The organism is Actinomadura macra NBRC 14102, from assembly GCF_001552215.1.
GTDB lineage: Bacteria > Actinomycetota > Actinomycetes > Streptosporangiales > Streptosporangiaceae > Spirillospora > Spirillospora macra.
Window position 1 is genome coordinate 84,757 of sequence record NZ_BCQT01000003.1, and the last position, 26,134, is coordinate 110,890.

Consider the following 26,134-nt stretch of genomic DNA (forward strand, 5'->3'; position numbering starts at 1 on the left):
GCCGGGTGGTTCAGCGGCCGAGGAAGGTCCTGCGGAGCGTCAGGCGGACTTCGCGGCTCGTCTCGCGCACCGTCCGGCGCACTGTGCGGACGGGGTCGCCGATCGAGACACGCCAAGCCTGGCGGATTCCGCGCCCGACGGGACGCAGCACGCTTGTGCGCACCCAGCGGGCCGGGGCGACGATCAGGACGCGGCTCACCCAGCGGGTGGGAGTGACGGCGAAGGTCCGCCACAGCCAGCGCAGGACGCGCGCTGCGAGCCGCCATGTCCCTGCGACGCCACGGCCGGTCGGGGAAAGGACGTACCGGTACACGGCACGCGCGGGTAGGACGAACAGGACGTGCCCCACCCAGACCAGCCCCCGCACAAGCAGCCGCCAGGCCCAGGCGATGGCGGACCAGAACGCGTTCCAACCTCCGGCGACGACACTCCATAGGGAAACCAGGAGAAGCCCGATGCCGCGTCCGACCCAAGCGATGCCGCGTCCGACCCATGCGAGGCCCATGCCGATGCCCCGGATAGCCCACGCGATGCCTTGGCCGAAGCTTCGTGCCAGCCAGGCCAGGCCGAGCAGCGGCGGACGCAGGGCATAACGCCACAAGAAGACGGCCGGCAGCACCACCAGGACGGCCACCAGCCACCCGGCGCCCGTCGCGATCGCCTTTCCGAGCCAGGTCAGGCCACAGCCGAGAGCACGGAGGGGACGGAGCAGGACGAAGTCGAGTGCCAGGGCCAGCCCACGTCCCAGCAGGGCGAGGAACCGGCCGATCGGGGCCAGCAGCACGCGGTGGAACCAGCGGGCCAGCCGTCCCGTCCCCCGGCCGAGGATCGCCAACCACCGCAGCGGGCGGACGAGCAGGACGTCGAACAGCCACCCGACGCCCGTGCCGATCCCGCGGGCGGCAGCCGCCAGCAGCCGTCCGAAGGGTGCGAGCAGCCCGCCATAGAACGCGTTCCAGGCGCGGCCGAGAACTCGGCCGATCCCGGCCGGTATCAGCAGCAACGCGTGCAGGACCGCCGCGGCGCCACGTCCGAGAAGACGGAGCAGGTCGTAGCCGAGCCGGAGCGGGACCACGACCACCAGCGCCACCACCCGTACGGGCACGACGAGCCACGCCGGGCCGACCGGCGCCGCCGGGCCGGCCATGGGTTCAAGCGGCGCTGTGGGCTCGACCGGCGCTGTGGAATCGACCGGCGCTGGGAGATCAACCGGTGCCGCGGGCTCGGGGCCCTTGCGAAGGCTGATGGAGACGCCCGTGCTCGCAGTGTCGTCCTGCGCGCAGCGGCCGTCCATGGAGGGTTCGGCGGTCGCCACGTCGCACCTCGGAACGGTCGGGGGATTGCTCGGTGGAGATTTGACCTGTCCAGGAGGCTATGGGTTCCCCTCGCCGGGCCCGGGTTGAACCCCTCTCACGCCCAACACCGTACTGCCCCACGATCCGGAGGAGCGGTGCGGCCGCTTCGCCTCGATCGCCGTAGGGGAACCGGACCGGAGCCGGAACTCAGATCGACATGGAGGACACGATGCAATTCCCACGTTGGGCGATCCCCGCCGCGGCCGCCCTGACCGCGACCGGTCTGGTGCTCACGGCATGCGGGCAGGAGAAGTCGGGGAGCCAGCAGAACGCCGCCGCGGGCTCCAAGCAGAGCCCCGCCGCCGACCCCTCGGCCGAGCCGTCGGAGCCGGCGGCCCAGCCGACCACCCTGGAGGTCGCGAGCGTCACCAAGCTCGGCAAGGTCGTCACGGACGGCGAGGGCAAGACGCTGTACCGCTTCGACAACGACACCGCCCGACCGCCCGCGTCCACCTGCATGGACGCGTGTGCCAAGGCGTGGCCGCCGGTGTGGGCGACCAGCGACGAGCCCGAGGTCAAGGGCGTCGAGCAGTCGCTGGTGGGCAAGGTCAAGCGGCCGGACGGCAAGTGGCAGGTCACGCTCGGCGGATGGCCGCTGTACAAGTACGTCAAGGACCAGAGCCCCGGGGACGTGAAGGGCCAGGGCGTCGGCGGCACCTGGTACGCGGCGGCGCCGACCGGCAAGAAGGCCCTCGCCGCGGCGAAGCCGAAGAAGGAGCCCGAGGCCCCCGCGAACAACCGGTGGGCGGGGTGGACGGTCGTCAAGGTCAGGCAGGACCCGAAGCTCGGCCTGATCGCCACCGACGGTAAGGGCAACACGCTCTACCGCTTCGACAAGGACACCCCCAAGTCGGGGAAGACCACGTGCTTCGGCGCGTGCAAGAAGGCGTGGCCGCCGGCCGTCTTCAACGGCTGGAAGAAGCTCAAGCTGGAGGGCGTCAGCAAGAAGAACGTCAACTTCATCGAGCGCGCGGACGACGGCAAGTGCCAGCTCACCATCAACGGCTGGCCGATGTACTACTTCGCCAAGGACGAGGAGCCCGGCGACACCAAGGGCCAGGGCGTCGGCGGGGTCTGGTGGGTCAGTACCCCCGAAGGCAAGAAGGCCATAGCCGCCGGCGGTAACGGTGGCGGATCCGGTGGCGATGGGGGCTATGGCTCGGGCGGAGGATACTGAACGGCTAGTGAGCCGGTCATCGGGCGGCTTCTGAGCCGCCAAGGACCGCGCCAAACCCGGCAAAGCGCTTGACCCTGCATCGCAGGCGCGCGTGCCGGTGTCACAGACGAAGGCGTGGGAGACTCGTGGGTCGGTCGGGGTCCGCGAGCCTCCTGCGCCTTCCTGTGTGTCCGCGTGCCCACATCCCGGCGTGCCCACATATCCGGCAGATTCGCCGAAACGGGTGTGGACATTGTTACCTGTGGGCAGGTTTCCGTCACTGATCACGCTCCGGAGCTCGACACTCACCGAGTCCGGTGATCGAATGGTGATCGGTCCCGCCATGGATGCGGCCCGGCGAAGTGCCCGCACATGGTGGGTGGCTTCGGGAGGCCCGGATGGTCAAGCGAGTCGGACGAGCCGGACGAATCGGACGGGTCAGGCGGAGGGGCACGACGATCCAGCCCGGAGGGCATGACCGGAACGGTCCGCCCGAACCTCCCCCTGCGTCGAGCCCTGAACCGAGACCACCCCGCGCCGGGCCCGCGCCCATGCGCCCACTGCGCGCGGCGGTGGCTCTGACGTTGCTGGCCGGCGGGCTCGCGGCGTGCTCCGGTGGCGGTGGGACGCCCACACTGAACTGGTACATCAACCCCGACGACGGGGGCCAGGCCAAGCTCGCCGCGGCGTGCACGCAGGCCTCCGGCGGCAAATACAAGATCCAGACGTCGGTGCTGCCGAACGACGCGACGCAGCAGCGCGAGCAGCTCATCCGGCGGCTGGCCGCGAAGGACTCCGGGCTCGACATCATGAGCCTGGACCCGGTGTACGTGGCGGAGGCCGCCAACGCCGGGTTCCTGCGCCCGTTCCCGGCGGACGAGGCCGCCCAGTTCACCAACGGCGTGTTCCCGCCCGCCGTCCAGAACTCGACGTGGGACGGCAAGCTCTACGCGGCGCCGTTCTGGGCGAACACGCAACTGCTCTGGTACCGCAAGTCCGCCGCCAAGAAGGCCGGCATCGATCCCAAGGCGCCCGGTTTCACCTGGAACGAGCTGATCGACGGTGCCGTGCGGTCGGGGACGACGGTCGGGGCGCAGGGCAACAAGTACGAGGGCTACATGGTGTGGATCAACGCCCTCATCGCCTCCGCCGGAGGCAGGATCATCAGCGACGCCGAGAAGGGCGACGACGCCACGATCGACATCGACTCGCCGGCCGGACGGCAGGCCGCGGTGATCATCCGCAAGCTCGCCCGATCCAGCGCCGCCAGCCCGACGCTGTCCACCGACATCGAGGAGCAGGCGCGGTCGCTGCTGAACGGCCCGCGCGGCGGCTTCATGGTCAACTGGGGCTACATCTGGCGCGCCGAGAACGGCGACGCCAAGGACGGCGTGATCGACAAGAGCATCCCGGCCGACCTCGACTGGGCCCGCTACCCGAGGGTGAACGCGAACCAGGAGAGCAAGCCGCCGTTCGGCGGCATCGAGCTCGGCATCGGCGCGTACGGCAAGTACAAGGACACGTACGCGGTGGACGCGGTCACGTGCATCACCTCCACCCCGAACATGAAGAAGTACATGATCGACTCGGGTAACCCGGCGGCCCGCGCGGTGGTCTACGACGACCCGGAGATCAAGAAGGAGTTCCCGATGGCCGGGCTGATCCGGGACTCCATCAACGCCGCGGCGCCCCGTCCCATCACGCCGTACTACACCGATGTGTCCGGCGCCGTGCTGAGCCGCTGGCACCCGCCCGCCTCGGTCGACCCGAACACGACGCCGGCCCGGTCCGCGACGTTCATCCGCCAGGTCCTGCGCGACCAGGCGCTGCTCTGAAGGGACGGAAGATGACCGCAGTGCACAGCGCCCCGGCCGCCGGACGGCGCAACACCGGGCGCGCGGAGATCTCCGACCGGAGCCGCGCCGAACGCCGTCTCGGGCTGCTGCTGTCGGCGCCCGCCGTGCTCGTCATGCTGCTGGTGACCGCGTACCCGCTGATCAACGCGCTGTACCTGTCGTTGTTCAGCTACCGGATCACCGCGCCGGACGACCGAAGGTTCGTCGGCCTCGCCAACTACTGGACGGCGCTGTCCGACTCCCTGTTCTGGCAGGACGTGTTCACCACGTTCATCGTCACGTTCGTCACCGTCGCGGTGGAGCTCGTCATCGGGTTCGGCCTCGCGATGGTGATGCACCGGGCGCTGTTCGCGCGCCGGACCGTCCGCACCGCGATCCTGCTGCCGTACGGGATCGTCACCGTCATCTCGGCGTTCGCGTGGCGGTACGCGTTCGACCTCCAGTCGGGGTTCGTGAACTCGTGGTTCGGGCTCGGCGACTACGCCTGGTTCTCGGGCCGCTGGTCCTCGCTGTTCGTGATCATCCTGTCGGAGATCTGGAAGACGACCCCGTTCGTGTCGCTGCTGCTGCTCGCGGGGCTGGCGCAGGTGCCCCGCGACCTCGGCGAGGCCGCGACGGTGGACGGCGCGACCGCCTGGCAACGGCTGCGCCGGGTGACGATCCCGAACATGAAGGCGGCGATCCTCGTCGCGGTGCTGTTCCGCACCCTCGACGCATGGCGGATCTTCGACAACGTGTTCATCATGACCGCCGGGCAGCAGAAGACCGAGACGCTGTCGTTCCTGACCTACCGGCAGACGATCACCCGGACCGCGATCGGGCTCGGCGACGCGGTCGGCGTCCTGCTGTTCCTGTCCGTGGTATTGATCGCGGTCGTGTTCATCCGCGGGTTCCGCGTGGACCTGTCCCAAGTGCGAGGTGACCGGTGATAGAGAGCGCCCGTTCCAAGTGGCTGTGGATTCTCGCGTCCGTGCTCATCCTCGTCTGGACGGTCCTCCCGATCCTGTGGATCGTGATGCTGTCGTTCAAGCAGCCTGGCGAGGTCGGTAACCAGAAGGGGTTCTTCCCCAAGGACTGGACCTGGGACAACTACCGGACGGTTTTCAAGACCGACCTGTTCACCTCCGCGCTGATCAACTCGATCGGCATCTCGGTGATCGCGACGTTCATCGGGGTGGTGTTCGCGACGCTCGTCGCCTACGCCATCGCCCGGCTGGAGTTCCCGGGCAAGAAGCTCATCCTGTCGTTCGCGCTGGCCATCGCGATGTTCCCGGTCGTGTCGCTCGTCGGCCCGCTGTTCAACCTGTGGCGCGACATCGGGCTGTACGACACCTGGCCCGGCCTGATCATCCCCTACATCTCGTTCGCGCTGCCGCTCGCGATCTGGACGCTGTCGGCGTTCTTCCGCGAGATCCCCTGGGAGATGGAGCAGGCCGCGCAGGTGGACGGCGCCACGACCTGGCAGGCGTTCCGGAAGGTGATCGTCCCGCTGGCGGCGCCCGGCGTGTTCACCGCGGCGATCCTCACCTTCTTCTTCTGCTGGAACGACTTCGTGTTCGGGATCTCGCTGACCTCCTCCGACCAGGCCCGTCCGGTCCCGGCGGCGCTCGCGTTCTTCACCGGCGCGTCCCAGTTCGAGCAGCCGACCACCGCCATCTGCGCGGCGGCCGTGGTCGTGACCGTGCCCGTCGTCATCATCGTCCTGGCGTTCCAGCGCCGCATCGTGGCCGGGCTGACGTCCGGTGCGGTCAAGGGCTGAGTTCCAAGAGGGAGAACCATGTCCGCCATCACCATGAAGAACATCGTCAAGCGGTACGGCGACGGTTTCCCGGCCGTGAACGACGTGTCCCTGGACGTGCGGGACGGCGAGTTCATGATCCTGGTCGGCCCGTCCGGCTGCGGGAAGTCCACGCTGCTGCGGATGATCGTCGGGCTGGAGGACATCACCTCCGGCGAGATGCTCATCGGCGACAAGGTGGTCAACCAGGTCGCGCCACGGCAGCGGAACCTGTCGATGGTGTTCCAGAACTACGCGCTCTACCCGCACCTCACCGTCTACGAGAACATCGCGTTCCCGCTGCGGCTGGCCAAGACCTCCGACGACGAGGTAAGGCGGCGCGTCACGGAGACGGCGGAGCTGCTGGAGCTGACCGAGAACCTGGAGCGCAAGCCCGCGAACCTGTCCGGCGGGCAGCGGCAGCGCGTCGCGATGGGCCGGGCGATCGTCCGGCAGGCCGACGCGTTCCTGTTCGACGAGCCGCTGTCCAACCTGGACGCGAAGCTGCGCGGTCAGATGCGCACCGAGATCTCCCGGCTTCAGCGGCGGCTCGGCGTCACGACCGTGTACGTCACGCACGACCAGACGGAGGCGATGACGCTCGGCGACCGGGTCGCGGTGCTGCGCAAGGGTGTCCTCCAGCAGGTCGGCAGCCCCCGCGAACTGTACGAGGAGCCCATCAACCTGTTCGTGGCCGGGTTCATCGGCTCGCCGTCGATGAACTTCCTGCCCGCGTCCGTGGACGGGACGTTCCTGCAGACCCCGCTCGGCCGGTTCGAGGTCCGCGATGACCGCAAGGCCGCCGCCGTGGAGGGTCGCGAGGTCGTGCTCGTCGGCATCCGTCCCGAGCACTTCGAGGACGCCTCGCTCGTCGGCGAGGAGAAGAAGAGCCGGGGTAGCGTCGTCCAGGCTCATGTCGACGTCACGGAGTGGCTGGGCAACGAGCTGTACGCCTACGTCCCCTATGAGGCGCCGGCCGACCTCACCGCGCAGCTGCGGGACCTGTCCCGCGAGCTCGACAGCGACCAGCTCCGCACGCAGGCCGTCGTGGCGCTGGACGCGGGAAGCGCCATCTCGCCCGGACGCGACGCCGAGCTGTGGATCGACACGTCCCGGATCCACATCTTCGACCCGTCCACCGGCGACAACCTCACCCGGGATGAGGAGCACGTCGCGCAGCTCGGCCGTGTCGCAGAGGAGGCCCGCGACGCGCAGCGCCGCGCCCAGCGGGAGCCCGCCGCGCCGGCCGGCGGCGCGGACTCCGGCGGCGCGTCGGTCGCCGAGCCCTGACATGCGCTTCGTCTTCAGCCCTCCGGCGGAGGCGGCGTCCGGCCTGCTGGACCTGTCGTGGCACGAGCCGCTCGAAGAGTGGGAGGACGAGCGGCTCGTGGAGATCAGGCAGCGCGGCCTGTCGCGACATCCCGTCCGGTTCGTGGCCGAGGCCGGGGTCGTGTACGCGCTGAAGGAGCTGGACGCGCGGCTCGCCCGCCGCGAGTACCGGCTGCTGCGCAGCCTGCGCGACCTCGGGCTGCCCGCCGTCGAGGTGGTCGGTGTCGTCGTCGATCGCCCCGGCCTGGACGCGATTCTCGTCACCCGGTTCCTCGATTACTCCAGTTCCTACCGGGCCCTGTTCGCCAACGCCCGCTACGGCCATCCGACCGACCGCCTCCAGGACGCCCTGGTGGAGCTGCTCGTCCGCCTTCACCTGGCGGGTTTCATGTGGGGTGACTGTTCCCTGTCCAACGTCCTGTTCCGTATGGACGCGGGCGCGTTCGCCGCCTACCTCGTCGATGCCGAGACGGCCGAGCTGCACCCGGCCCTGTCCGAGGGCCAGCGGGGCTACGACCTCGACCTGGCCCGTGAGCGCATCGCCGGTGAGCTGTTCGACCTCCAGGCGGCCGGGACCTTGCCGCCCGTCGACCCGATCGAGGTCGCCGACGACACCGTCCGCCGTTACCACGCGCTGTGGGACGAGCTGACCCGCGAGGAGATCCTGCACCCCGAGGACCAGCGGTACCGCATCGCCGACCGGCTCCGCCGCATCAACTCGCTCGGCTTCGACGTCGACGAGGTCGAGCTGGTCGACGCGGGCCCTGTCGCCGGTGAGGGGACGACCCCCCACACCTCCGGGAACGGACCGGGCGGAGCGCGCCTGCGCGTCCGCACCCGCGTGGCAGAACCCGGCCACCATCGCCGCATCCTGATGGCCAGGACCGGTCTCGGCGCCCAGGAGAACCAGGCCCGCCGCCTCCTGAACGACATCGCCGCCTACCGGGGGTACCTGGAACGGGTGAAAGGCGGCCCGGTGCCCGAGGTCGTCGCGTCCAACACGTGGCTCGCCGAGGTGTACGAGCGAGTCGTCCGTGCCATCCCGGCAGACCTCCGCGACCGCCTCGACGAGGTCGAGATCTTCCACGAGATCCTGGAACACCGCTGGTTCCTGTCGGAGCGGGCGGGCCGCGACGTCGGTACCACGGAGGCGGCGCGCGACTACTTCGACTCCGTCTTGCCGACCGTCCCGGAGGACCTGACCGAGACCGGACGGCCGCCAAGTTGATCTTGTCTGAGACGATCGGTGACATGTACGAGCGCTTCGCCCACGAGTACGCCGCCCACGCCGAGAACAGCGCCTACAACGCCTTCTACGACCGTCCCGCCGTCCTCGGCCTCGCGGGCGACGTCGCGGGCCGGACGGTCTTCGACGCGGCCTGCGGCCCCGGCCTGTACGCCCGCGAGCTGCTCGATCGCGGCGCCCGCGTGCTCGGCTGCGACGCCTCCCCGACCTTCGTCGCCATGGCCCGCGACCGTACCGGCGGCCTGGCCGATCTCCGTGTCCACGATCTGGCCGCCCCGCTCACGTGGGTCGAGGACGGCTCGGTCGACCTCGTCGTCCTCGCCTTGGCCCTGCACTACATCGACGACCGGACGACCCTGCTCCGCGAACTCCGCCGCATCCTCACCCCCACCGGGGCGCTCGTCCTGTCGACCGAGCACCCCACGACGGCGTGGCTCCGCTTGGGCGGCTCGTACTTCACCACCGAGCTCGTGGAGGAGTCCCTCAGCGACGAGCACGACTGGCCCATCCGCGCCTGGCGCCGTCCCCTCACCGTCACCTGCGCCGAGTTCCGTGAGGCCGGCTTCCTCATCGAGGAACTCCTCGAACCCCGTCCCGCCCCCGGGATGGCCGAGCGCTACCCCGACGACCACACCAAGCTCAACGAGTGCCCCGCCTTCATCGCCTTCCGCCTAGTTCCCGTCCCGTGACGGGGCGGGGATCTTGCCTATGCCCAGGGTGTTCTCGGTGGGCAGGAGGCCGCTCTCCAGGCGAAGTGGCTGGGCCAACGCGTGTCCGTTCTGTGGCCCAGGGGCTCGGCTTCGAGGAACACGTCGGGCGAGTACCAGAAAAAGGCGTGGACGGGTTCGAGTTGGTGCCACATCTGGCAGGCCGGGCGCGGATCGCGCAACGCGGGCTCTCTCGGTCGGTGTGACCCAAGACTGACATGATCGTCAGTCGGCGGCATGACCCGGGCGGTGGCGCTGCCATCTCCGCCCACCGGGCGAAAAACGCTGATGAAACGGACGGTGACCGATGGGGACCGTCCAGCGAATCGAGCCCGGTGGGTGGAGAATATGGGTTACTCATGTGACCCGTGAGCAGTGGCGAACGCGCCGCGGATGAGCAATCAGTGGCCTGGTGTTTACTTTTGTCACAATCCGCGGATGGACCGTTAAGTCATACCGTAGGCTCCGCCACAAGCGGACTTGTAAGCCCTCGAACACCGCCGAAGCCGTCCTCAGGTCCGGCCCGCCGCGCGCCCCGGCTGGCCGGTGTACGGGCCGCCCCCGGCTCCGAAAGGTCAAGACCCAGCCGTCCAGTGCATTGCCTGATCACTCACCGCAGGTGAGTGGTCGCGATGCGCTTCCGAACCTTGTGTGGTGATGCAGTGACACTCGGCACGACGGACCTCGGCTCCCGCGACCGCGGCGCCTCGCGGCGGGCAGCCTCGTGAGCGCGGGGATGGAGCGGCTCGGTGAGCCGCTCGGCTTCACCGCCGACCCGGGGGAGGGGCGCCGGGCGCGCCGTACCGTCCGTGAGCGCGCAGCCAAGATCGTGGCCGACACGACGTTGCTGGACGACGTGGAGCTGATGAGCGCCGAGGCCATCGCCAACGCCATCCTGCACGGCTCCGGGGTGATCAGGGTGACGGTCTCGACGGACGGACGGCGGCTGCGGGTGGAGGTCGCCGACGACGGCCCGGCCCGCGACGACGTGCACCGCCGCCGCCGCATCGACCACGGGCGCGGACTCACCGTCATCGATGCGCTGGCGGAGGAGTGGGGCCTGGACCAGACGCCCCGCCGCACCCAGCTGTGGTTCGAAGTGGACGCCGCCGGCGCTCGCCTGGCCGAGCTCTAGAACTCCTCGGTCGCGCGCCGGCGCCGCGCTTGCCCTTCACCTGCATCGGCCCCGGCGTCCGCATCGTGGCTGTGACCAGCCCCTATTTTCGTGCGCAAAGTTTCCTGCTGCGCACCTGCTCAGTGTGGGTAGGGTGGGCGAACCATGGCGACGACGACCGGCGAGACAACGACCGGGGAGACGACGACCGGTGGGCTGCGCGAGCGCAAGAAGGAGGCGACGCGCCGGGCCCTGCATGAGGCCGCCATGCGCCTCGCGGTCGAACACGGCTTGGACGAGGTCACCGTGGAGGCCATCGCCGACGCGGCCGGTGTCTCCCGGCGCACCTTCTCCAACTACTTCGCCGGCAAGGAGGACGCGCTCCTCTACAGCGACGAGCAGCGGATGCGCCGGCTGGTGGAGACCTTCGCGTCCCGTCCGGCCGGAGAGAGCGCGTGGGCGGCGCTGCGTGCCTCGTTCCACGTCCTGCTCGCCGAGCAGGGCGAACCCGATCCGCAGTGGGCCGCGCAGGCGCGTCTGGCCCGCGCCCATCCGTCCGTCCTGGCGCGGCAGCTCGGCCACTACGCCACGTTCGAGCGCAGCCTCGCCGACCTGATCGCCGACCGTGACGGCCTCCCGTCCGGTTCGCTGCGCTCGCGTGCCATGGCGGGCGCCTTCATCAGCACGCTTCGTCTGGCGGCGCACATCTGGATCGACAATCAGCCGCCCCGGCCCCTCGGCGAGGTGGCCGACGAGCTCTTCGAGGAGATGGCGAGCCCCTTCAGGTGACACCCGCTCGTCGGCCCCTGCCGGTGCTCATCTCCGGGGGATGTTGCGGAGGTTGCTGCGGGCGAGGTCGAGCATCTTGCCCACGCCGCCGGTGAGGACGGTCTTGCCCGCGGCCAGCGCGAAACCCTTGACCTGTTGCGACGTGATGTGCGGGGGGATGGACAGGGCGTTCGGGTCGGTGACGACGTCCAGCAGGTAGGGCCCGGGGGCGGCGAGGGCCCGCGACAGCGCGGAGCGGACGTCGGCGGGACGTTCCACCCGGGCTGAGTCGATCCCGGCGGCTTCGGCGATCGCGGCGAAGTCGACGGCCTCGTGGTCGGTCTCGTAGGAGGGGAGGCCGTCCACCATCATCTCCAGCCGCACCATGCCGAGCGACGCGTTGTTGAACAGGATGATCTTCACGGGGACGCGGTGGAGCTTCACCGTGAGCAACTCGCCGAGGAGCATCCCGAGGCCGCCGTCGCCGGAGACGGAGATGACCTGGCGGCCGGGAGCCCCGTACTGCGCGCCGATCGCGTGCGGCAGGGCGTTCGCCATCGACCCGTGGACGAACGAGCCCAGCACGCGGCGGCGCCCGTTCGGGGTGATGTAGCGGGCCACCCAGACGTTGCACATGCCGGTGTCGACGGTGAAGATCGCGTCGTCGGCGGCAAGGTCGTCCAGGACGCTCGCGACGTACTCGGGGTGGATCGGCATGTGCCGGTCTATGTCGCGTGTGTAGGCGGAGACGACGCCTTCCAGAGCGCGCGCGTGCCGGTGCAGCATCTCGTCGAGGTAGGCGTGGTCATTCTTCTGCTCGACCTTTTCCAGGACGAGTCGGAGCGTCACCCCAATGTCCCCATGGACGGCCAGGTCCAGCGGGGTACGACGACCCAGCCGGGCGGGGTCGGTGTCCACTTGGATGGTGTTCTTGCCCGGCAGGAAAGGGTCGTACGGGAAGTCGGTACCGAGCAGCAGGACGAGATCGGCCTCTTGCATCGCCTCGTAACAGGCGCCGTAGCCGAGCAAGCCGCTCATGCCGACGTCGAACGGGTTGTCGTACTGGATCCACTCCTTGCCGCGCAGTGCGTGCCCGACCGGTGACAGCACCTCGTGGGCCAGCGCCATCACCTCGCCGTGGGCGTCCCTGACCCCGGAGCCGCAGAACAGCATCACCTTGCGCGCCCGGTTCAGCGCGCCCGCGAGCTGGGCTACCTGGTCGGGCGGCGGGTGCACGACGCCCTTGCGGACGAGCAGGTCGTGGTCGCCGGTGGGCCCGGCGGCGTCCTTGCTGGCGATGTCTCCGGGCAGCGTCACGACCGCGACGCCGCCGAGCCCGACCGCGTGCTGGATCGCGGTGCGCAGGATCCGCGGCATCTGCGCCGGACCGTTGATCATCTCGCAGTAGTGGCTGCACTCGGTGAACAGCCGCTCGGGGTGGGTCTCCTGGAAGTAGCCGGTGCCGATCTGCGTGCTCGGAATCTGCGAGGCCAGCGCGAGCACCGGCGCCCCCGAGCGGTGCGCGTCGTACAGGCCCTGGATCAGATGGGTGTTGCCGGGGCCGCAACTTCCCGCGCACACCGCGAGCCGTCCGGTGGTCTGGGCCTCGGCCGCCGCCGCGAAAGCGCCCGCCTCCTCGTTGCGGACGTGCACCCACTCGATGCCGCCCGCACGGCGGACGGCGTCCACGACCGGGTTGAGGCTGTCGCCCACCACCCCGTAGATCCGGCGGACGCCGACCTGTCGCAGCACCTCGATGAACTGATCGGCGACGGTCGCCATCGTCCCCCCACATCCCGAGATCGTTCCAAGGGGAGATGCCCGATGATCGTCGTGCTGACACCCGGACGATAATCAATCCATGAACCAACCAATTCCGGCCCGACGCTAAGGTGTCGCCCATGGGAGACGGCGGGGCGAGCGGCGGTGAGGAGCTGGATTTCTGGTCGTTCGTCGATCTCGCCGGCGCGCGGCTCTCGGAGGAGTTCGGATTCCCTCACCGCCTCGCCACACGGCTGTTGCTGACCCTCAACCGGGCTTCGGCGATCGTCACCTACGACCTGGAGTCCACGGTGCACCGGCCGCGCGGGCACTCCTGGGCGGCGTTCCGATTGTTGTTCGTCACCTGGCTCGCCGGGCCACTGGAGCCGGGACGGGCCGCAACGCTCGCCGGAATGAGCAGGGCCGCGGTGTCCAATCTGGCCAAGACGCTGGTCGCGGACGGGATGATGGTCCGCACCCGGGGCAAGCGCGACGGCCGCTCGGTGATCCTGTCGCTGACCGAAAAGGGCGGCCGCGCCATGCTGGAGATCTTCGCCGCCCAGAACGAGCGCGAGCGGCAGTGGGCGAGCGTGCTGACCGAGACCGAGCAGGACATCCTCATCATGCTGCTCGACAAGCTCATCGTGGGCCGCGTCCAGTTCGACGTTCGCGAGCGGAGCTGAGACTCTCCCCGGACCCCCCACTTCCCTGAATCCTCGAACCCCCGTAGTGTCGGCCAAAAGTAATACACGCGTTTATCATTTCGGGAGGCGAGGGCCATGGCCCACTACCGCCGGGCCGGCGACGTGCCGCCGAAGCGGCATACCCAGCACAGGGACGGCGCGGAGCGGCTCTATTTCGAGGAGTTGATGGGCGAAGAGGGTTTCTCCTCGGACTCGTCCCTGCTCTATCACCGTGAGATCCCGTCCGCGATCGTCGACTCCCGGCCGTGGGAGATCCCGGAAGCGGTGACCACGCCCAACCATCCGCTCAAGCCCCGCCATCTTAAACTGCACGAGTTGTTCCCCAAGGAGACCTGGGACGAGACGGACGCGGTCACCGGGCGGCGGCTCGTCCTCGGCAACGCCGACGTCCGCCTCTCCTATGTCGTCACCTCCGGCGACTCGCCGCTGTACCGTAACGCGACCGGCGACGAGATCGTCTATGTCGAGTCCGGTGCCGCGACCGTCGAGACGGTCTTCGGGGCTTTGGAGGCGAAGGAGGGCGACTATGTCGTCGTCCCGACGTCCACGACCCATCGCTGGCTGCCCACCGGCGGCGAGCCGCTCCGCGCGTACGTCGTCGAGGCGACCGGCCATATCGCGCCGCCCAAGCGGTATCTGTCGCGTTTCGGGCAGTTTCTAGAGAACGCCCCCTACTGCGAGCGCGACCTGCGCGGCCCCGGGAACCCCCTCCAGATGGAGGGCTCCGACGTGGACGTGCTGGTCAAGCATCGCGGCCCCGGCGGCGTCACCGGGACCCGGCTCACCTACGCGCGGCACCCGTTCGACGTCGTCGGCTGGGACGGCTGCCTGTACCCCTACGCCTTCAGCGTGCACGACTTCGAGCCGATCACCGGCCGCGTCCACCAGCCGCCGCCGGTTCACCAAGTCTTCGAAGGGCACAACTTCGTCGTGTGCAATTTCGTCCCACGCAAGGTGGACTATCACCCGCTGTCCATTCCCGTGCCCTACTACCACTCCAACGTGGATTCCGACGAGGTCATGTTCTATTGTGGCGGCGACTACGAGGCCCGCAAGGGCTCGGGGATCGGGCAGGGCTCGGTCTCGGTCCACCCCGGTGGGCTCGCGCACGGCCCGCAGCCCGGCGCGTACGAGCGCAGTATCGGTGCCGAGTTCTTCGACGAGCTGGCCGTCATGGTCGACACCTTCCGCCCGCTGGAGCTGGGGGAAGGCGGTCTGGCCTGCGAGGATCCCGGCTACGCCTGGACGTGGGCGAGGCGGTCGTGAACGAGTTCCCCGCTCTGTTCGCCGGCCTGTGCGATGACGCCTCCGTCTTCCCGCCCGGCCTCGCGCCGCTCGCCGCCGCCGTCCCGGCCCACCACCGGCACCGCCGCGCCGCCTACGGCCCCCTCGTCGGCCCGTTCGTGCTGCCCGCGACCGCGCTGGACGCCCTCGGCCCGCTGCTGACCGAGAAGATGGACCTGGCGGTGACCGCTCCCGGCGGACCCGCCCAGGTCGCCGACGCGCTCATCGCCGCCGCCGGGCTGCCGGTCGACCTGCGCTGGCTGGAGGTCGCCGTCCCCGCCGGGATGGCCCCCACCGACTTCTTCCGCGCCCTGGACCGCGCCCGCGCGGGACGCGAGGAGGTCCCCGTCTACGTCGAGGTGCCGCGGGACGAGCGCCACCGCGCGATCATCAATACGCTCGCCGCGACCGGCCACCGCGCGAAGTTCCGCACCGGCGGTGTCACGGCCGACCTCCACCCGTCCGTGGCCGAGCTGGCAGCCGCGATCAAGGCCACCGTGGTGGCGGGGGTCCCGTTCAAGGCGACCGCCGGGCTGCACAACCCCGTCCGGCACACCGCCCGGGAGACGGGCTTCGACCAGCACGGTTACCTGAACCTCATCCTGGCCACCGAGGCGGCGTTGGACGGCCGCCCGGCCCGCGACCTGGCCGGGATCCTCGACCACCGCGACGCCCTGTTCGCCGCGGCGTGCATCTCCGAGCTGGCCGACCGGGCAGAAGAGATCCGCGCGGCGTTCCTGTCCTTCGGGACGTGCAGTATCAGCGAGCCTTTGGGCGATCTCGTGGGCCTGGGATTGCTCTCGCACGAGTTCTTCGAGGAAGGCGTATAACCCGTATGACACGTATAGCTATCCCCGAAGGTTCCCCCTTCGGGTTGTCCAACCTGCCTTACGGCGTCTTCTCCACCCCGGGCACGGCGCCGCGCGTCGGCGTCCGGGTCGCCAACACCGTGGTCGACCTGGCCGCGGCGCTCGGCGAGGACGTCTTCGCGCGCCCGAGCCTGAACGCGTTCATGGCACAGGGCCGCGAACGCTGGGTGGAGGTGCGCGACCGGCTCATCGCCCTGCTCGCGGGCGACGTGCCGGGGTCGGCCGTCCATCCGGTCGGGACGGTACGGATGCACCTGCCCATCGAGGTCGCCGACTACGTCGACTTCTACGCCTCCGAGCACCACGCGTCCAACATCGGCCGCCTGTTCCGCCCGGACTCCGAACCGCTCATGCCGAACTGGAAGCACCTGCCCGTCGGCTACCACGGGCGCGCCGGGACGGTCGTCGTGTCCGGGACGGACATCGTCCGGCCGAGCGGGCAGCGCAAGGCACCGTCCGATACCGTCCCGTCCTACGGGCCGAGCCGGCGCCTGGACATCGAGGCCGAGGTCGGCTTCATCGTCGGGGCCGGCTCGCGCATGGGCACCGCGGTGGGCGTCGACGACTTCTCCGAACACGTCTTCGGCGCCGTGCTGCTCAACGACTGGTCAGCACGCGACATCCAGGCATGGGAGTACGTCCCGCTCGGGCCGTTCCTAGGCAAGAGCTTCGCGACGTCCATCTCCCCTTGGGTCGTCCCACTGCTCGCCTTGGAATCCGCCCGCGTCGCCACTCCACCCCAGGATCCGGAGCCGCTCCCCTATCTGCGGGAGAAGAACCCATGGGGCCTGGACCTCGACCTGGTCGTCGAGTGGAACGGCCAGGTCGTCTCCCGTCCGCCGTACCGGGAGATGTACTGGTCACCCGCGCAGATGCTCGCGCACATGACGGTGAACGGCGCGTCCACCCGTACCGGGGACCTGTTCGGCTCCGGGACGGTATCGGGCGGGGAGAAGGGCCAGCGGGGCGCGTTCATCGAGCTGACCTGGGGCGGCAAGGAGCCTGTCGAGGTCAACGGCGAGTCTCGCACGTTTCTGGAGGACGGTGACGAGGTGACCATCTCCGCCACCGCACCCGGCTCGTCCGGCACCCGGATCGGTTTCGGCGAGGTTCACGCCCGCATCCTCCCCGCGATCTGAGCATTCCCCGCCTGGATGCCATGGATGTTGCGCGTTCACCGCGCCACAACGGTGAGGCAGCGGGGTTGACAGTCGGTAGCGTTCGGCGCGGCGGCTGGTCTGGGCGACGAAGGTCTAGGCGGTCGCGGTGAGCAGGACGACCGAGAGGGCGGCGCCTGCGAGGCCCGCCGCCTGTGCAGCCGACAGCCGTTCGCGTAGCGCGGTGACGCCGAGCAGGACCGGGACGACGGGGTACAGCGACGACAGGACGACCACGATGATGATGAGCTGCTCACGGGTGGCCAGCAGGTAGCAGACCAGTGCCAGCGCCGCGAGGCTCCCGGTCGCCTGCCGGCCCCCGCGACCAGCCCGTTGAGGAGCGCCGCGCGGGCCCTGCCCTGCTCGTCCGAACGCGACCGGGACACCAGCCACAGCGCGGGCAGCACCACCGCGATGCCGGTCCATGCGAGCGCCGAGGGGCGATCGCCGAGCAGCAGGACACCGGCGACGACCGGCAGCGCGACGCCGCCGACCGCGCTGACCGGGACGACCACGCTCATGTCGCCGTGGCTCGCCGACGCCAGGGCCAGCAGGACGCCGGTCACACCGTCCACGCATCGCGTTCGGCCTGGCCGACGGGGCATACCGCGTCGTCGGTGCAGCATCGCCGGTCGCACATCCGGCACAGGGCGACGCCCCCACTCCGAGGGGAATGGGGGCGAGGCCCGGCGAGGAGGTTCGCTCATGAACAGAAGGCGGTGTCGGCCGCCTTCTTGAGGTCCGTCTGGAAGCGCTTGTCGTTCTCCACACCGGACTCGTTGTAGGTGATGACGGCTTGGCGGCGACCGTCCGCGCTGGTGTAGGTCCACGTCCGGTAGCCGGGGAAGCCGCCGTCGTGGCCCCACGCGTCCCCGCACGAGAACCTGATCCGGGCGACGCCGAGGCCGTAGTCCTCCTCGACCCACTCGTCCACCACCGGACGGACGGTCGTGAGCTCGCGCATCTCCCGCGCGGGCAGGAGCCGCCCGGTGAACAGCGCCCGGTGGAAGCGCGCCAGGTCGTCGACCCTGGAGATGATGCCGCCGGACCCGCGAGCGCTGGACGGGCTGATCGCCGTGCTCACGTCCCCATGGCCGCCGAAGTATCCATGGACGTAGGGGCCGGGGAACGCGCGGCTCGTCGTCGGGAAGGACGTGTGCCGCAGCCGCAACGGGACGAAGATCCGGTCCTTGAGTTCGGCGCCGAGCGTCCGTCCCGTCACCTTCTCGACGAGCATGTCGGCGAGGATGTAGTTGGTGTTGGAGTAGTTCCAGCCGTGACCGGGTTCGTACTTCGGCGCTGTCTCCATGGCGATGGCGACCAGCTCGGCCTTGGCCCAGGTGCGCTCGGGATCCTGCATGACGCGCGGGTCGAGCGTGTAGTCGTGCAGCCCTGTCTGCTGCGCGAGCAACTGCCGGATGGTGATCTTCGAGCCGTCGTTGTCGTTGCCCCGCACGACCCTGGGCAGCCACTTCTCCACCGTGTCGTCGAGCGACAGGCGCCGTTCGCCGGCGAGTTGGAGCACGACTGTCGAGGTGAACGACTTGGTGACGCTGGCGGCGCGGAAGAGCAGCCGGTGGTCCATCGGGCGGCCCGTCGCCTTGTCGGACACGCCGGACGTCACGTGCGCGACGTGCCCGCCCCGGCGGGTCATGACGATCGTGCCCGGCACCCCGTCCGCGACGAGCTGGTCCGCCGCCTTCTGGACGGCCCCGCGGTGTGACGGGGCGTTCGCCGGGGCCGCGGCGTTCGTGGGGACCGCGGCGTTCGCGGGGGGCGCGACGGCGGTGAGGACGAGCGCCGCGCCGGCGGCGGCGATGGCGACGGCGGACAGGGCCGGGATGCGCGACATGGGGTTCTCCTCGACGGCTCGCGACGTTGGCGTGATCAACACTCGCGGAGCGTCACGCCGGCGGCACTGGGCCCAGGCCCCGAGCATCGGGTGTACCTGGCAACACCCCGAATCGCGCCGGGTCAGGCGAGGCGGGAGAAGCGGCGGGCCGCCCAGATCAGGCCGCCGGCCGTGAGCGCGGCCAGCAGGCCGCATTCGAACAGGACGGGCGGATGCCACGGCCCCAGGCTCAGCGGCCGGAACAGCTGGGACGGGGTTCCCGGCGCATAGGCCGTGACGGTGCGGCGCATCATGTCCACCGCGTAGGTGAGCGGGTTGGCCAGCGCAGGCACCGCCATCCACGGGGGCATCGCGCTGAGCGGGAAGAACGAGCCGGACAGGAACACCAGCGGCGCCATGATGACCGTGAGTACCGTACCGAAGGTCTGTGGACGGCTGATGAGGGTGGACAGCAGCACGCTCAGGATGGTCATGGTCAGCGAGACCAGCACCAGTTCGCCCAGCAGCAGCAGGACCAGGACGCCGTCGAGGGGGGCGCCGACCAGCCCGGCGGTGGTGAGCAGGATGCCGCCCTGGCAGGTGGCCAACGTCGTCCCGCCCAGGCACTTCCCGACCAGCAGCGAGCTGCGGCTCACAGGCCCGGCGAGCATTTCGCGCAGGAAGCCGCCCTGCCGGTCCCACATGATCGAGCTCCCGGCGGCGAGTGCGGGTCCCTGCGCGGCCGCCACCAACGCCCCCGAGAAGAGAAAGAGCTGGTAGGCGTCCCCGCTCGGGCCGGGCATCAGGTTCGCCAGGCCGACGCCGAGGATGAACAGGAACATCAGCGGCTGGATCAGGGAGATGACGGCTCCGAGACGGTCCCGCCTGAAATGGAGCATCTCGCGCCGCCACACCATGCCCATGGCGCGCAGTTCCGCCCGCAGCCCGCCCCTGCCGGGTTCGGACTCCGCCGCCACTCGCACCGCCCGGGACGCGGCGTCCGGCGCGTCCGGCGCGCTGGGCGGTTCTAACGGGGCGTCGTCGCGGATCCGGTGCCCGGTGTGGTGCAGGAAGACGTCGTCCAGGGTGGGGGAGGTGACCCGCGCCTCGTACACGGGGACGTCGAGCTCGGTGAGGAGCCGAGGCAGCACCCGTGCCCCGTCGGGGACCTGGAAGTACAGCCCCCGGCCGCCGCGGGTCACGTCCAGGCCGAGTCGTTCGCCGATCAGCAGTGCCGCCGCCGCGTCGTCGCCGGTGCGCAGGTCGACCCGGTCGGCGCCCAGCACCGATTTCAGCTCGGCGGGGCTGCCCTGCGCGACGACGCGGCCCGCGTCGATGATCGCGATGCGGTCGCACTGCTCGGCCTCTTCGAGGTAGTGCGTGGTCAGGAAGAGGGTGACCGCCTCGTTCTCGCAGACATGCCGCAGGTGGCGCCAGACCTGGGCGCGCGCGTTCGGGTCCAGCCCGATCGTCGGCTCGTCCAGGAACAGGATCTGCGGGCGGTGCAGCAGCGCCCGGGCGATCTCCAGGCGGCGGCGCATGCCGCCGGAGAAGGTGTGAACCACCTGATCGCGGCAGTCGGTCAGCCCGACCAGCGCGAGCGTCTCCTCGATGCGCGCCGGGACCCGCTCCGCCGGGACGTTGTACAGGTCGGCGTGGAAGCGCAGGTTCTCCGCCGCGGTCAGCTGGCCGTCCAGGGTGGTCTCCTGGAAGATCAATCCGATCCGGCGGCGCGCCGCCGCGGCGTCCGTCCGCGTGTCATGGCCGGCGATCTCGATCCGGCCGGACGTGGGCACCGCCAGCGTGCACAGCATCGCGATCGTGGTGGTCTTGCCCGCCCCGTTGGGCCCGAGGAACCCGAAGCTCTCACCGGGGGCGATCGTCAGGTCGAGCCCGTCCACCGCGTCGACGCCGGGGTACCGCTTGCGCAGGCCGGTCGCCCTGATCGCGGGCGTCGCCACGGCGGGTTCGGCCGGCTCGGTGGCGGCGTCCGGCTGGACGCTCACGACCGGACCGCGATGTCGTCGAACCAGGTGTCGGGGACGTTGCAGCCGAAGCTCCACCGGTGCCGGCGCGTCGGGTTGACGATGCAGTGCCAGAACAGCCGGTCCGGGTCCTGTTCGACTTTGAAGAACCGCGCCAGCCTGGGCCGTTCCGGCAGCGTGATCAGCTCGCGGGTCTCGGGGTGCTGGTAGCGGAAGAAGGAGGTGTGCTCGGGGTCGGCGAAGTCCTCGTCGAAGTCGATCAGGTACATCCGCCAGCCCGGCTGCTCCTCGTTGGTGTGCCACAACCGGTAGCTCGACGGCGGGTACCACATGCTCCCGGACAGCCTGACCTCGCCGCTGAACACCTTCTCCAGCGCGCCGACCAGCCGGGTCTTGGCCGCGTAGTAGGTGTCGTAGCCGGCGTGCTCGACGTGGTCGTCGAGGTTGACGAGGTGGAAGTCGGGCCTGTGCGGCGGGTCGGCCCGGGTGCCCAGCCCAGCGCGCCACCGGCGGTGCTCGGTGCTGTCCGGGACCATCGAGGTGGAGCGCAGGTCCTCCACGCGGAACCCCTCGTCGAAACGCGCCAGGTCGACCGTGGGCGGCTTGATCTTCAAAGCCGGCAGTTCGTCGATGACCGCGGCGAAACCGGGGATCTGGTCCATGTCGAACTCGTGGTGGTAGAACACGGTCGGCTCGGTCGCGGGCGGTGCTGGCGGCACCGGCGGTGCGGGTGCGGTCGCGGCGAGGTCCGGGGAGGAGGACGCCACCGCCAGGTCCCGGCCGTCGAAGTGGTAGCCGTGCGCCCGGCCGAGGCGGATCATCTCCGCGACCGCGGTCATGGCCTTCAGTTGCTGCCTGACCTGGGCGTCGCTCTGGGTGATCTGCAGGAAGGCCGCGCAGGCCTCAACGGACATGTGTCACATCACTCCTCGGGTTGACGTTGGTGCCGGTGGAGCGTCCAGGAGCAGCACCGAGGGGACCCGCTCAGGATGGGCCAGCCGCAGAAAATGCATTCCGAAGCCGGACAGACCAAGCATCAGCCCGGGGAAGAAGCCGCTGGTGGACGCCAGCGGGGCGTCCTCAAGGTTGCGCCACTGCGCCTGCACCTGGACGTTGGCCTCCAGGCGGAAGGCCGGCTCGTCGGCCAGCAGTGCGAACCGCAGGAACAGTTCGGCGTTGCCCGACCGGCCATGGCAGAGCGAGTCGTTCATCAGGCGCGGGAAGTTGCGCATCGTCGCCGTCAGCGCCTGCCTCGCCTCGGTCAGCAGCGCGTCGTCGCCCTTGCCGAGCAGGGCCCAGCTCTGGATGCGGCTCAGCCCGATGCCCGACGCGCCGTTGCACCAGGCGTTGGCGTAGTGGCGGCCCCGCCACAGTGGTCCGCCCGGAAATTCGCGAAGGTCGTACCAGTCCTGTGCGCTCTCGTCGAAGTGGCGGGACTCGTAGGCGAAGGCGCGCCGCCCGGCCGCGACGTACTCGGGCCGGTCGGTGAGCACGCCCAGCATGATCAACACCCAGCCGCCGCCACCCGCACCGTGGGACAGCCCGGTCAGGTTGGCCCCGGCGGCACCGAGGTCGGAGCCCGGCCAGGAGAGGGCGTTGCCGTTGGCCTCCGCGCGGCGCAGCAGATGCTCGGCGCACCGGTGCGCCAGCTCCAGGCCCTGGCCGTCTGCCACCTCGGCGAGGCCGATGAGCACCGGGATGAGGCCGGCCACACCGTGGAAGACGTCCAGGTGCTTGTCGCGGTCGATGCGGTCGGTCAGCTCGTCGCTCAGTTCGAGGGCGCGGTCGAGCAGGGCGCGCTCGCCCCACAGGTGGTGCAGGTGCGTGAGGAGGTAGATCATGCCGCCGAGCCCGGAGAAGGCGCCGATGCGCCTCCGGTCGAACGTGGCGGCGTGCTCCAGCGCCCGCCGCGCGGCCGCGCGGAACTCCGGGCGCGGTTCGAGGGCGTCGAGGTAGGCCAGGAACAGTGCGATGCCGCCCGAGCCGTTGTACAGCTCGCCCTCGATGTCGACCTCTTCGCGTCCGTCGCCGGAAATCATGAAGGACGTCCAGGGGGCCGGTGCGTCCGGCTCACGGAGCATTGCGCACAGCAACTCGCCGAGCCCGGCCGCCCGCTCGACGCAGGTGGCGGCGAAGTCGGGGCTCGTGACGTCGCCGCCGGACAGCCCGGCGGCGATGTACTGGCGCTGCTGGGACCGGTTCTGAGATGACAGGCCCCTGATCCGGGAGGCGGCGTAGGCGAGCGGGCTCATTTCAAGCTCGGCCTGGACGGCGGATCGGTGGTCGTGGACGAGTCCGGTGCCGCCGGCCTCGACGGTGAACAGCGGCACGTCCTGGCGCCACATGGACACCAGTTCCCAGTCGGGGAGGGCCGCGTCCTGGTCCCATTTGCGCGGGAAGGTACGCACGGTGTTGACCAGCAGGTCGACCTCCAGCGGCTCCAGCAGGCACCGGGGGTGCCGGGCCGCCGCCAGCAGCTGCGCGTAGACCTGGGTGCTCCAGTTGATGAAACGGACGCTGGAACCGGTGAACAGCGTGGAGACGCACGTGATCGCCTCGTCAGGCCGCTGCTGGAACCACCGGTAGACCTGGTCGAACCCGGATCCGATGGCATCGGCGAAGTCCTCGGCGTGGGTCAGTTCGTCACCGATGAACACCCGGTTGGCGGCCCCCGGGTCGACGTGCACCCCTTCGCGGTGCGTGACGCGGGACTCGAAGGACTGCCGCCGGTCGACCTGGGGCACCGGCATGGGCATCTCGTAGCCGCCGCCGCCCGTGTAGCCGCTGAGCCGCATCTCGCCCTCCGACGCCGCGCCGCCCCGCGGCCATTCGATCAGGCCGGTCTTGAAGACCGAGTCCATCAGAGTGCCTGATGCACGGGGGTGGCCTTTGGGCAAGGCCCCGAGCACCGTTTCGCAGTCGCAGATGAAGGCGTGGCCGTCGGCGATGAGGACGTTCTCGAAGTGCAGGTCGCCGCCGCCCAGCACATAGAAGATCGCCAGGTAGCCGCCGAGCTCGGAGTAGACGTGCTCGGCCTGCTCCCGGGTGGTGACCCGGTTGCGTCCTGGTGGGATCAGCGCCTCGAAGCCGTAGCCGTCCTTGGGGAGCACGACCCGTTCGGCGTAGCCGAGGACGCCGTCGTCGCGGAGCCGTGCCAGCAGCCCTTGCAGGGCGACCTCGCCCTCCAGACCACGCGGCTTGTAGACCACGCACTCGTGCGCGCCGTCCGCCAGCTCGACCTCGACTATCGCGACGCTGCGGCCCCCGGCATGGTGATCCGAACGGCCGAGCCGGGCGGTGCGCACCGTCGTGACCGGCTGCCCGAAGAGGACCTCGGACAGCTCGGCGGCGTCGTCGCGGAGCCGGGTGATCATCTCGGCGCCGTGCTCGGCGAGGAGCCCGGTGGCGTGGGCGAGGAAGCGGCCGAGGAGGGGGAACTCCAAGTAGAAGCGGTGATAGGCGCCGGCATCGGCGAACGTCTTGTCGAGATAGGCGCGATAGTCCTCGCGGGTCGCGCTCGCCGGATCGATGTCGTGCAGCTGGCAGTGCACCTTCGCGTCGGCCTCCACGGCCCAGGCCAGTGCCAGCTCGAACCGGTCGAGCAGATGGTCCTGGAAGTCGGTCACCAGCCGGGGGGAGACGCGGACCGCAGACGCGCCGTCGTCGATCGCCCGGATCAGCCGGCGGCCGAGGTCGACCAGGAAGGGCTCGCAGGCGATGGCGAGCCGGCCGTAGTAGACGTCGTCGTCGCGCCAGTCCCCCGCCGCGGATTCGCCGTCGGCACGGTCGAAACCGTCCAGCGCGTCCCGATAGGCGGGTAGCCAGTCAACGTGGAGGTCTGTCAGCATCCGGCCCAGTCTGCTGCCGGGCTCGCTGAGGCCGATCTCGTGCTGGCGGTAGGTCCGTAGGAGCTCGCCCAGCGACTGCTCGGTGTGCCGGGTCCGCCCGGGGCGCGGGCTGGTCTCGGCGTTGAACTTGGCGGCCAGCTTGGCGGCCAATTGGTCGATCTTCCAGATGTCGAAGCCCTCCAGCTGCTTCGCGGCGTCGGGCGGGCCCAGGCTGGTCACGATCTGGATTCGTTCCGAGAGGTTGGCGGCTCGGGCCGCGAGGTCCACGGGATAGGTCGGCTTCACGCGGGCGGGCTCCTCGGCTGCGTCCAAAGGGCGGATGATGGGCCGATGGCATCGGCCCATCCGTGCTTCCGCTCGTCCCGGCGCGGGGACCGGGACTCCTCAGCGGGGTTGTCCTAAGCCTTGGTGCTTCCGTCGCAGGCGAAGGTGAATGGACCCGAGCTGCAGGTCGACGCGCAGGCGTAGGCGTCGACGGCCGCGATCCCCTCGGTCCAGTAGCTCAGCGATGCGGTGTCCTGCTGCTCGACCGCGGCCGGGACGGTGGCGGCAGACACGCCGTAGCGGCCCGCTCCGGCGAGCAGTTCGGTGCGGAAGTCCGCATCGGCGGCGGCGTGGCGAAGAATGGTGCTCGGTGACATTTTTCCTCCTGGTGAGATGTTCTTAATCGACTGTCTGGGGAGCCAGTCTGATGCCGAGCTGCTGCTCGGCCTTCTGAAGTTCTTCGACGGCGATGTCCATTTTCTGCTTGTCGGTCTGCCAGTCGATCAACTCTCTTTCCTTGGCGGATATGTCGGTTCGGGTCCAGTAGTGTTCGAGCCAGGTCTTGGTGGCCTGAGGATGAAGGTCGCGTATCGGCCCGATATCGGCCGGAAATTCCTCGTTGCGAATGTCGAGCGCGAGCTTGAGCATCTCGCGCATTTTCCCGTCCGGTGGCAGTATCGAACACAGGATCATCAGGCTCTGGATCTGGCGAACGGTCTCGATGCCCTTGTGCTTCGTCAGATCGCTGAGCGGCTTGGGGCCGGTTCTCATGGCTCGTCCTCCTTGTGTTTGTCGTGGTCGGCCGGCTCGTTCTCGTCCGTCGGAGTCGAAGACCGGTTGTGCGACAGCCGGGATGAACATGTCGAGGACAATGCGTGAGCGATCCTATACTCTGAGTGACTTTAGCGGGCGGCTTTGGGTGGGGTCAATGACTCGACGACAAAGCGAACTGATTCCTCGATACCGGCTAATACGTGGATAAGTCGTTGACCGGGAAGCCTTTTGTGGCCTGATTTGTACCGACGGTGCATGCACAAACGCCCGGCTTCTGTTCCGAAACGGGCAGCGTTTCACGGCGGCATGGAGACCCATGCCGCCTCACCGGCCGGCGACCGCCCCCGCC

General features: G+C 69.8%; 22 protein-coding genes. 13 read left to right on the forward strand and 9 right to left on the reverse strand.

Annotated elements, in window-relative coordinates:
• Positions 1 to 10 precede the first annotated feature (10 nt).
• Entirely contained in the window at positions 11 to 1,315 is a 1,305-nt protein-coding gene (locus AMA02S_RS04080) for a hypothetical protein (protein WP_157430365.1), read from the reverse strand.
• Positions 1,316 to 1,524: 209 nt separating this feature from the next.
• On the opposite strand from AMA02S_RS04080, the gene AMA02S_RS04085 reads away from it, so the two are divergent.
• From AMA02S_RS04085 to AMA02S_RS04125, 9 genes are all read left to right on the forward strand, one after another.
• On the forward strand, positions 1,525 to 2,532 hold the full coding sequence (locus AMA02S_RS04085; RefSeq protein WP_067452231.1) for a hypothetical protein: 1,008 nt from the start codon (positions 1,525 to 1,527) through the stop codon (positions 2,530 to 2,532).
• Positions 2,533 to 3,062: 530 nt separating this feature from the next.
• Positions 3,063 to 4,346, forward strand: a complete 1,284-nt coding sequence (locus tag AMA02S_RS04090; RefSeq protein WP_067451765.1) for an extracellular solute-binding protein — start codon at positions 3,063 to 3,065, stop codon at positions 4,344 to 4,346.
• Between the two features lie 11 nt (positions 4,347 to 4,357).
• A complete protein-coding gene (locus AMA02S_RS04095) occupies positions 4,358 to 5,296 on the forward strand; it encodes a carbohydrate ABC transporter permease (protein WP_067451768.1) in 939 nt (312 codons plus the stop codon).
• Positions 5,293 to 6,126 (forward strand): carbohydrate ABC transporter permease, encoded by an 834-nt coding sequence (locus AMA02S_RS04100; protein ID WP_281181835.1) that lies wholly within the window; start codon positions 5,293 to 5,295, stop codon positions 6,124 to 6,126. The genes AMA02S_RS04095 and AMA02S_RS04100 overlap by 4 nt, the downstream gene beginning before the upstream one ends.
• Positions 6,127 to 6,144: 18 nt before the next feature.
• Positions 6,145 to 7,434 (forward strand): ABC transporter ATP-binding protein, encoded by a 1,290-nt coding sequence (locus AMA02S_RS04105; protein ID WP_067451770.1) that lies wholly within the window; start codon positions 6,145 to 6,147, stop codon positions 7,432 to 7,434.
• 1 nt (position 7,435) lies between these two features.
• Positions 7,436 to 8,701: a DUF4032 domain-containing protein gene (locus AMA02S_RS04110; RefSeq protein ID WP_067452238.1), complete on the forward strand. Its 1,266-nt coding sequence runs from the start codon at positions 7,436 to 7,438 to the stop codon at positions 8,699 to 8,701.
• 23 nt (positions 8,702 to 8,724) lie between these two features.
• Positions 8,725 to 9,408: a class I SAM-dependent methyltransferase gene (locus tag AMA02S_RS04115; RefSeq protein ID WP_218004834.1), complete on the forward strand. Its 684-nt coding sequence runs from the start codon at positions 8,725 to 8,727 to the stop codon at positions 9,406 to 9,408.
• Between the two features lie 742 nt (positions 9,409 to 10,150).
• A complete protein-coding gene (locus AMA02S_RS04120; protein ID WP_245667349.1) occupies positions 10,151 to 10,561 on the forward strand; it encodes an ATP-binding protein in 411 nt (136 codons plus the stop codon).
• Between the two features lie 144 nt (positions 10,562 to 10,705).
• Positions 10,706 to 11,329, forward strand: a complete 624-nt coding sequence (locus tag AMA02S_RS04125; protein WP_067451779.1) for a TetR/AcrR family transcriptional regulator — start codon at positions 10,706 to 10,708, stop codon at positions 11,327 to 11,329.
• A gap of 27 nt (positions 11,330 to 11,356) precedes the next feature.
• On the opposite strand, the gene AMA02S_RS04130 is transcribed toward AMA02S_RS04125, so the two are convergent.
• Complete coding sequence (locus AMA02S_RS04130; protein ID WP_067451782.1) at positions 11,357 to 13,090, reverse strand: pyruvate dehydrogenase; 1,734 nt, start codon at positions 13,088 to 13,090, stop codon at positions 11,357 to 11,359.
• A 119-nt stretch (positions 13,091 to 13,209) separates the two neighbouring features.
• Here AMA02S_RS04130 and AMA02S_RS04135 point away from each other — a divergent pair, with 119 nt between their 5' ends.
• The 4 genes from AMA02S_RS04135 to fahA all read left to right on the forward strand — a co-directional run bounded on the left by AMA02S_RS04135 (position 13,210) and on the right by fahA (position 17,065).
• Entirely contained in the window at positions 13,210 to 13,752 is a 543-nt protein-coding gene (locus AMA02S_RS04135) for a MarR family winged helix-turn-helix transcriptional regulator (protein ID WP_067451785.1), read from the forward strand.
• A 96-nt stretch (positions 13,753 to 13,848) separates the two neighbouring features.
• Complete coding sequence (locus tag AMA02S_RS04140; protein WP_067451788.1) at positions 13,849 to 15,039, forward strand: homogentisate 1,2-dioxygenase; 1,191 nt, start codon at positions 13,849 to 13,851, stop codon at positions 15,037 to 15,039.
• Complete coding sequence (locus tag AMA02S_RS04145; RefSeq protein WP_157430366.1) at positions 15,036 to 15,887, forward strand: hypothetical protein; 852 nt, start codon at positions 15,036 to 15,038, stop codon at positions 15,885 to 15,887. Before AMA02S_RS04140 ends, AMA02S_RS04145 begins: the two co-directional genes overlap by 4 nt.
• Before the next feature lie 5 nt (positions 15,888 to 15,892).
• Positions 15,893 to 17,065: a fumarylacetoacetase gene (gene fahA / locus AMA02S_RS04150; RefSeq protein WP_067451791.1), complete on the forward strand. Its 1,173-nt coding sequence runs from the start codon at positions 15,893 to 15,895 to the stop codon at positions 17,063 to 17,065.
• A 114-nt stretch (positions 17,066 to 17,179) separates the two neighbouring features.
• On the opposite strand, the gene AMA02S_RS04155 is transcribed toward fahA, so the two are convergent.
• The 7 genes from AMA02S_RS04155 to AMA02S_RS04185 form a co-directional block, all read right to left on the reverse strand.
• Positions 17,180 to 17,476 carry a hypothetical protein gene (locus AMA02S_RS04155; protein ID WP_067451794.1) on the reverse strand — a complete coding sequence of 99 codons (297 nt, stop codon included), beginning with the start codon at positions 17,474 to 17,476 and terminating at the stop codon, positions 17,180 to 17,182.
• 310 nt (positions 17,477 to 17,786) lie between these two features.
• The gene (locus AMA02S_RS04160) at positions 17,787 to 18,935 is read right to left on the reverse strand and encodes a serine hydrolase domain-containing protein (RefSeq protein WP_157430367.1); all 1,149 of its coding nucleotides are present in this window, start codon (positions 18,933 to 18,935) and stop codon (positions 17,787 to 17,789) included.
• Between the two features lie 122 nt (positions 18,936 to 19,057).
• On the reverse strand, positions 19,058 to 20,920 hold the full coding sequence (locus tag AMA02S_RS43925) for an ATP-binding cassette domain-containing protein (protein WP_067451797.1): 1,863 nt from the start codon (positions 20,918 to 20,920) through the stop codon (positions 19,058 to 19,060).
• Positions 20,917 to 21,813: a Nif11-like leader peptide family natural product precursor gene (locus AMA02S_RS04170; RefSeq protein WP_067451800.1), complete on the reverse strand. Its 897-nt coding sequence runs from the start codon at positions 21,811 to 21,813 to the stop codon at positions 20,917 to 20,919. The genes AMA02S_RS43925 and AMA02S_RS04170 overlap by 4 nt, the downstream gene beginning before the upstream one ends.
• A gap of 3 nt (positions 21,814 to 21,816) precedes the next feature.
• Positions 21,817 to 25,059, reverse strand: coding sequence for a type 2 lanthipeptide synthetase LanM family protein (locus AMA02S_RS04175; protein WP_169806771.1), 3,243 nt, complete (start codon positions 25,057 to 25,059; stop codon positions 21,817 to 21,819).
• Between the two features lie 86 nt (positions 25,060 to 25,145).
• Entirely contained in the window at positions 25,146 to 25,388 is a 243-nt protein-coding gene (locus tag AMA02S_RS04180) for a cinnamycin family lantibiotic (protein WP_067451807.1), read from the reverse strand.
• A 22-nt stretch (positions 25,389 to 25,410) separates the two neighbouring features.
• On the reverse strand, positions 25,411 to 25,782 hold the full coding sequence (locus AMA02S_RS04185; RefSeq protein ID WP_067451810.1) for a DurN family substrate-assisted peptide maturase: 372 nt from the start codon (positions 25,780 to 25,782) through the stop codon (positions 25,411 to 25,413).
• Positions 25,783 to 26,134 lie beyond the last annotated feature (352 nt).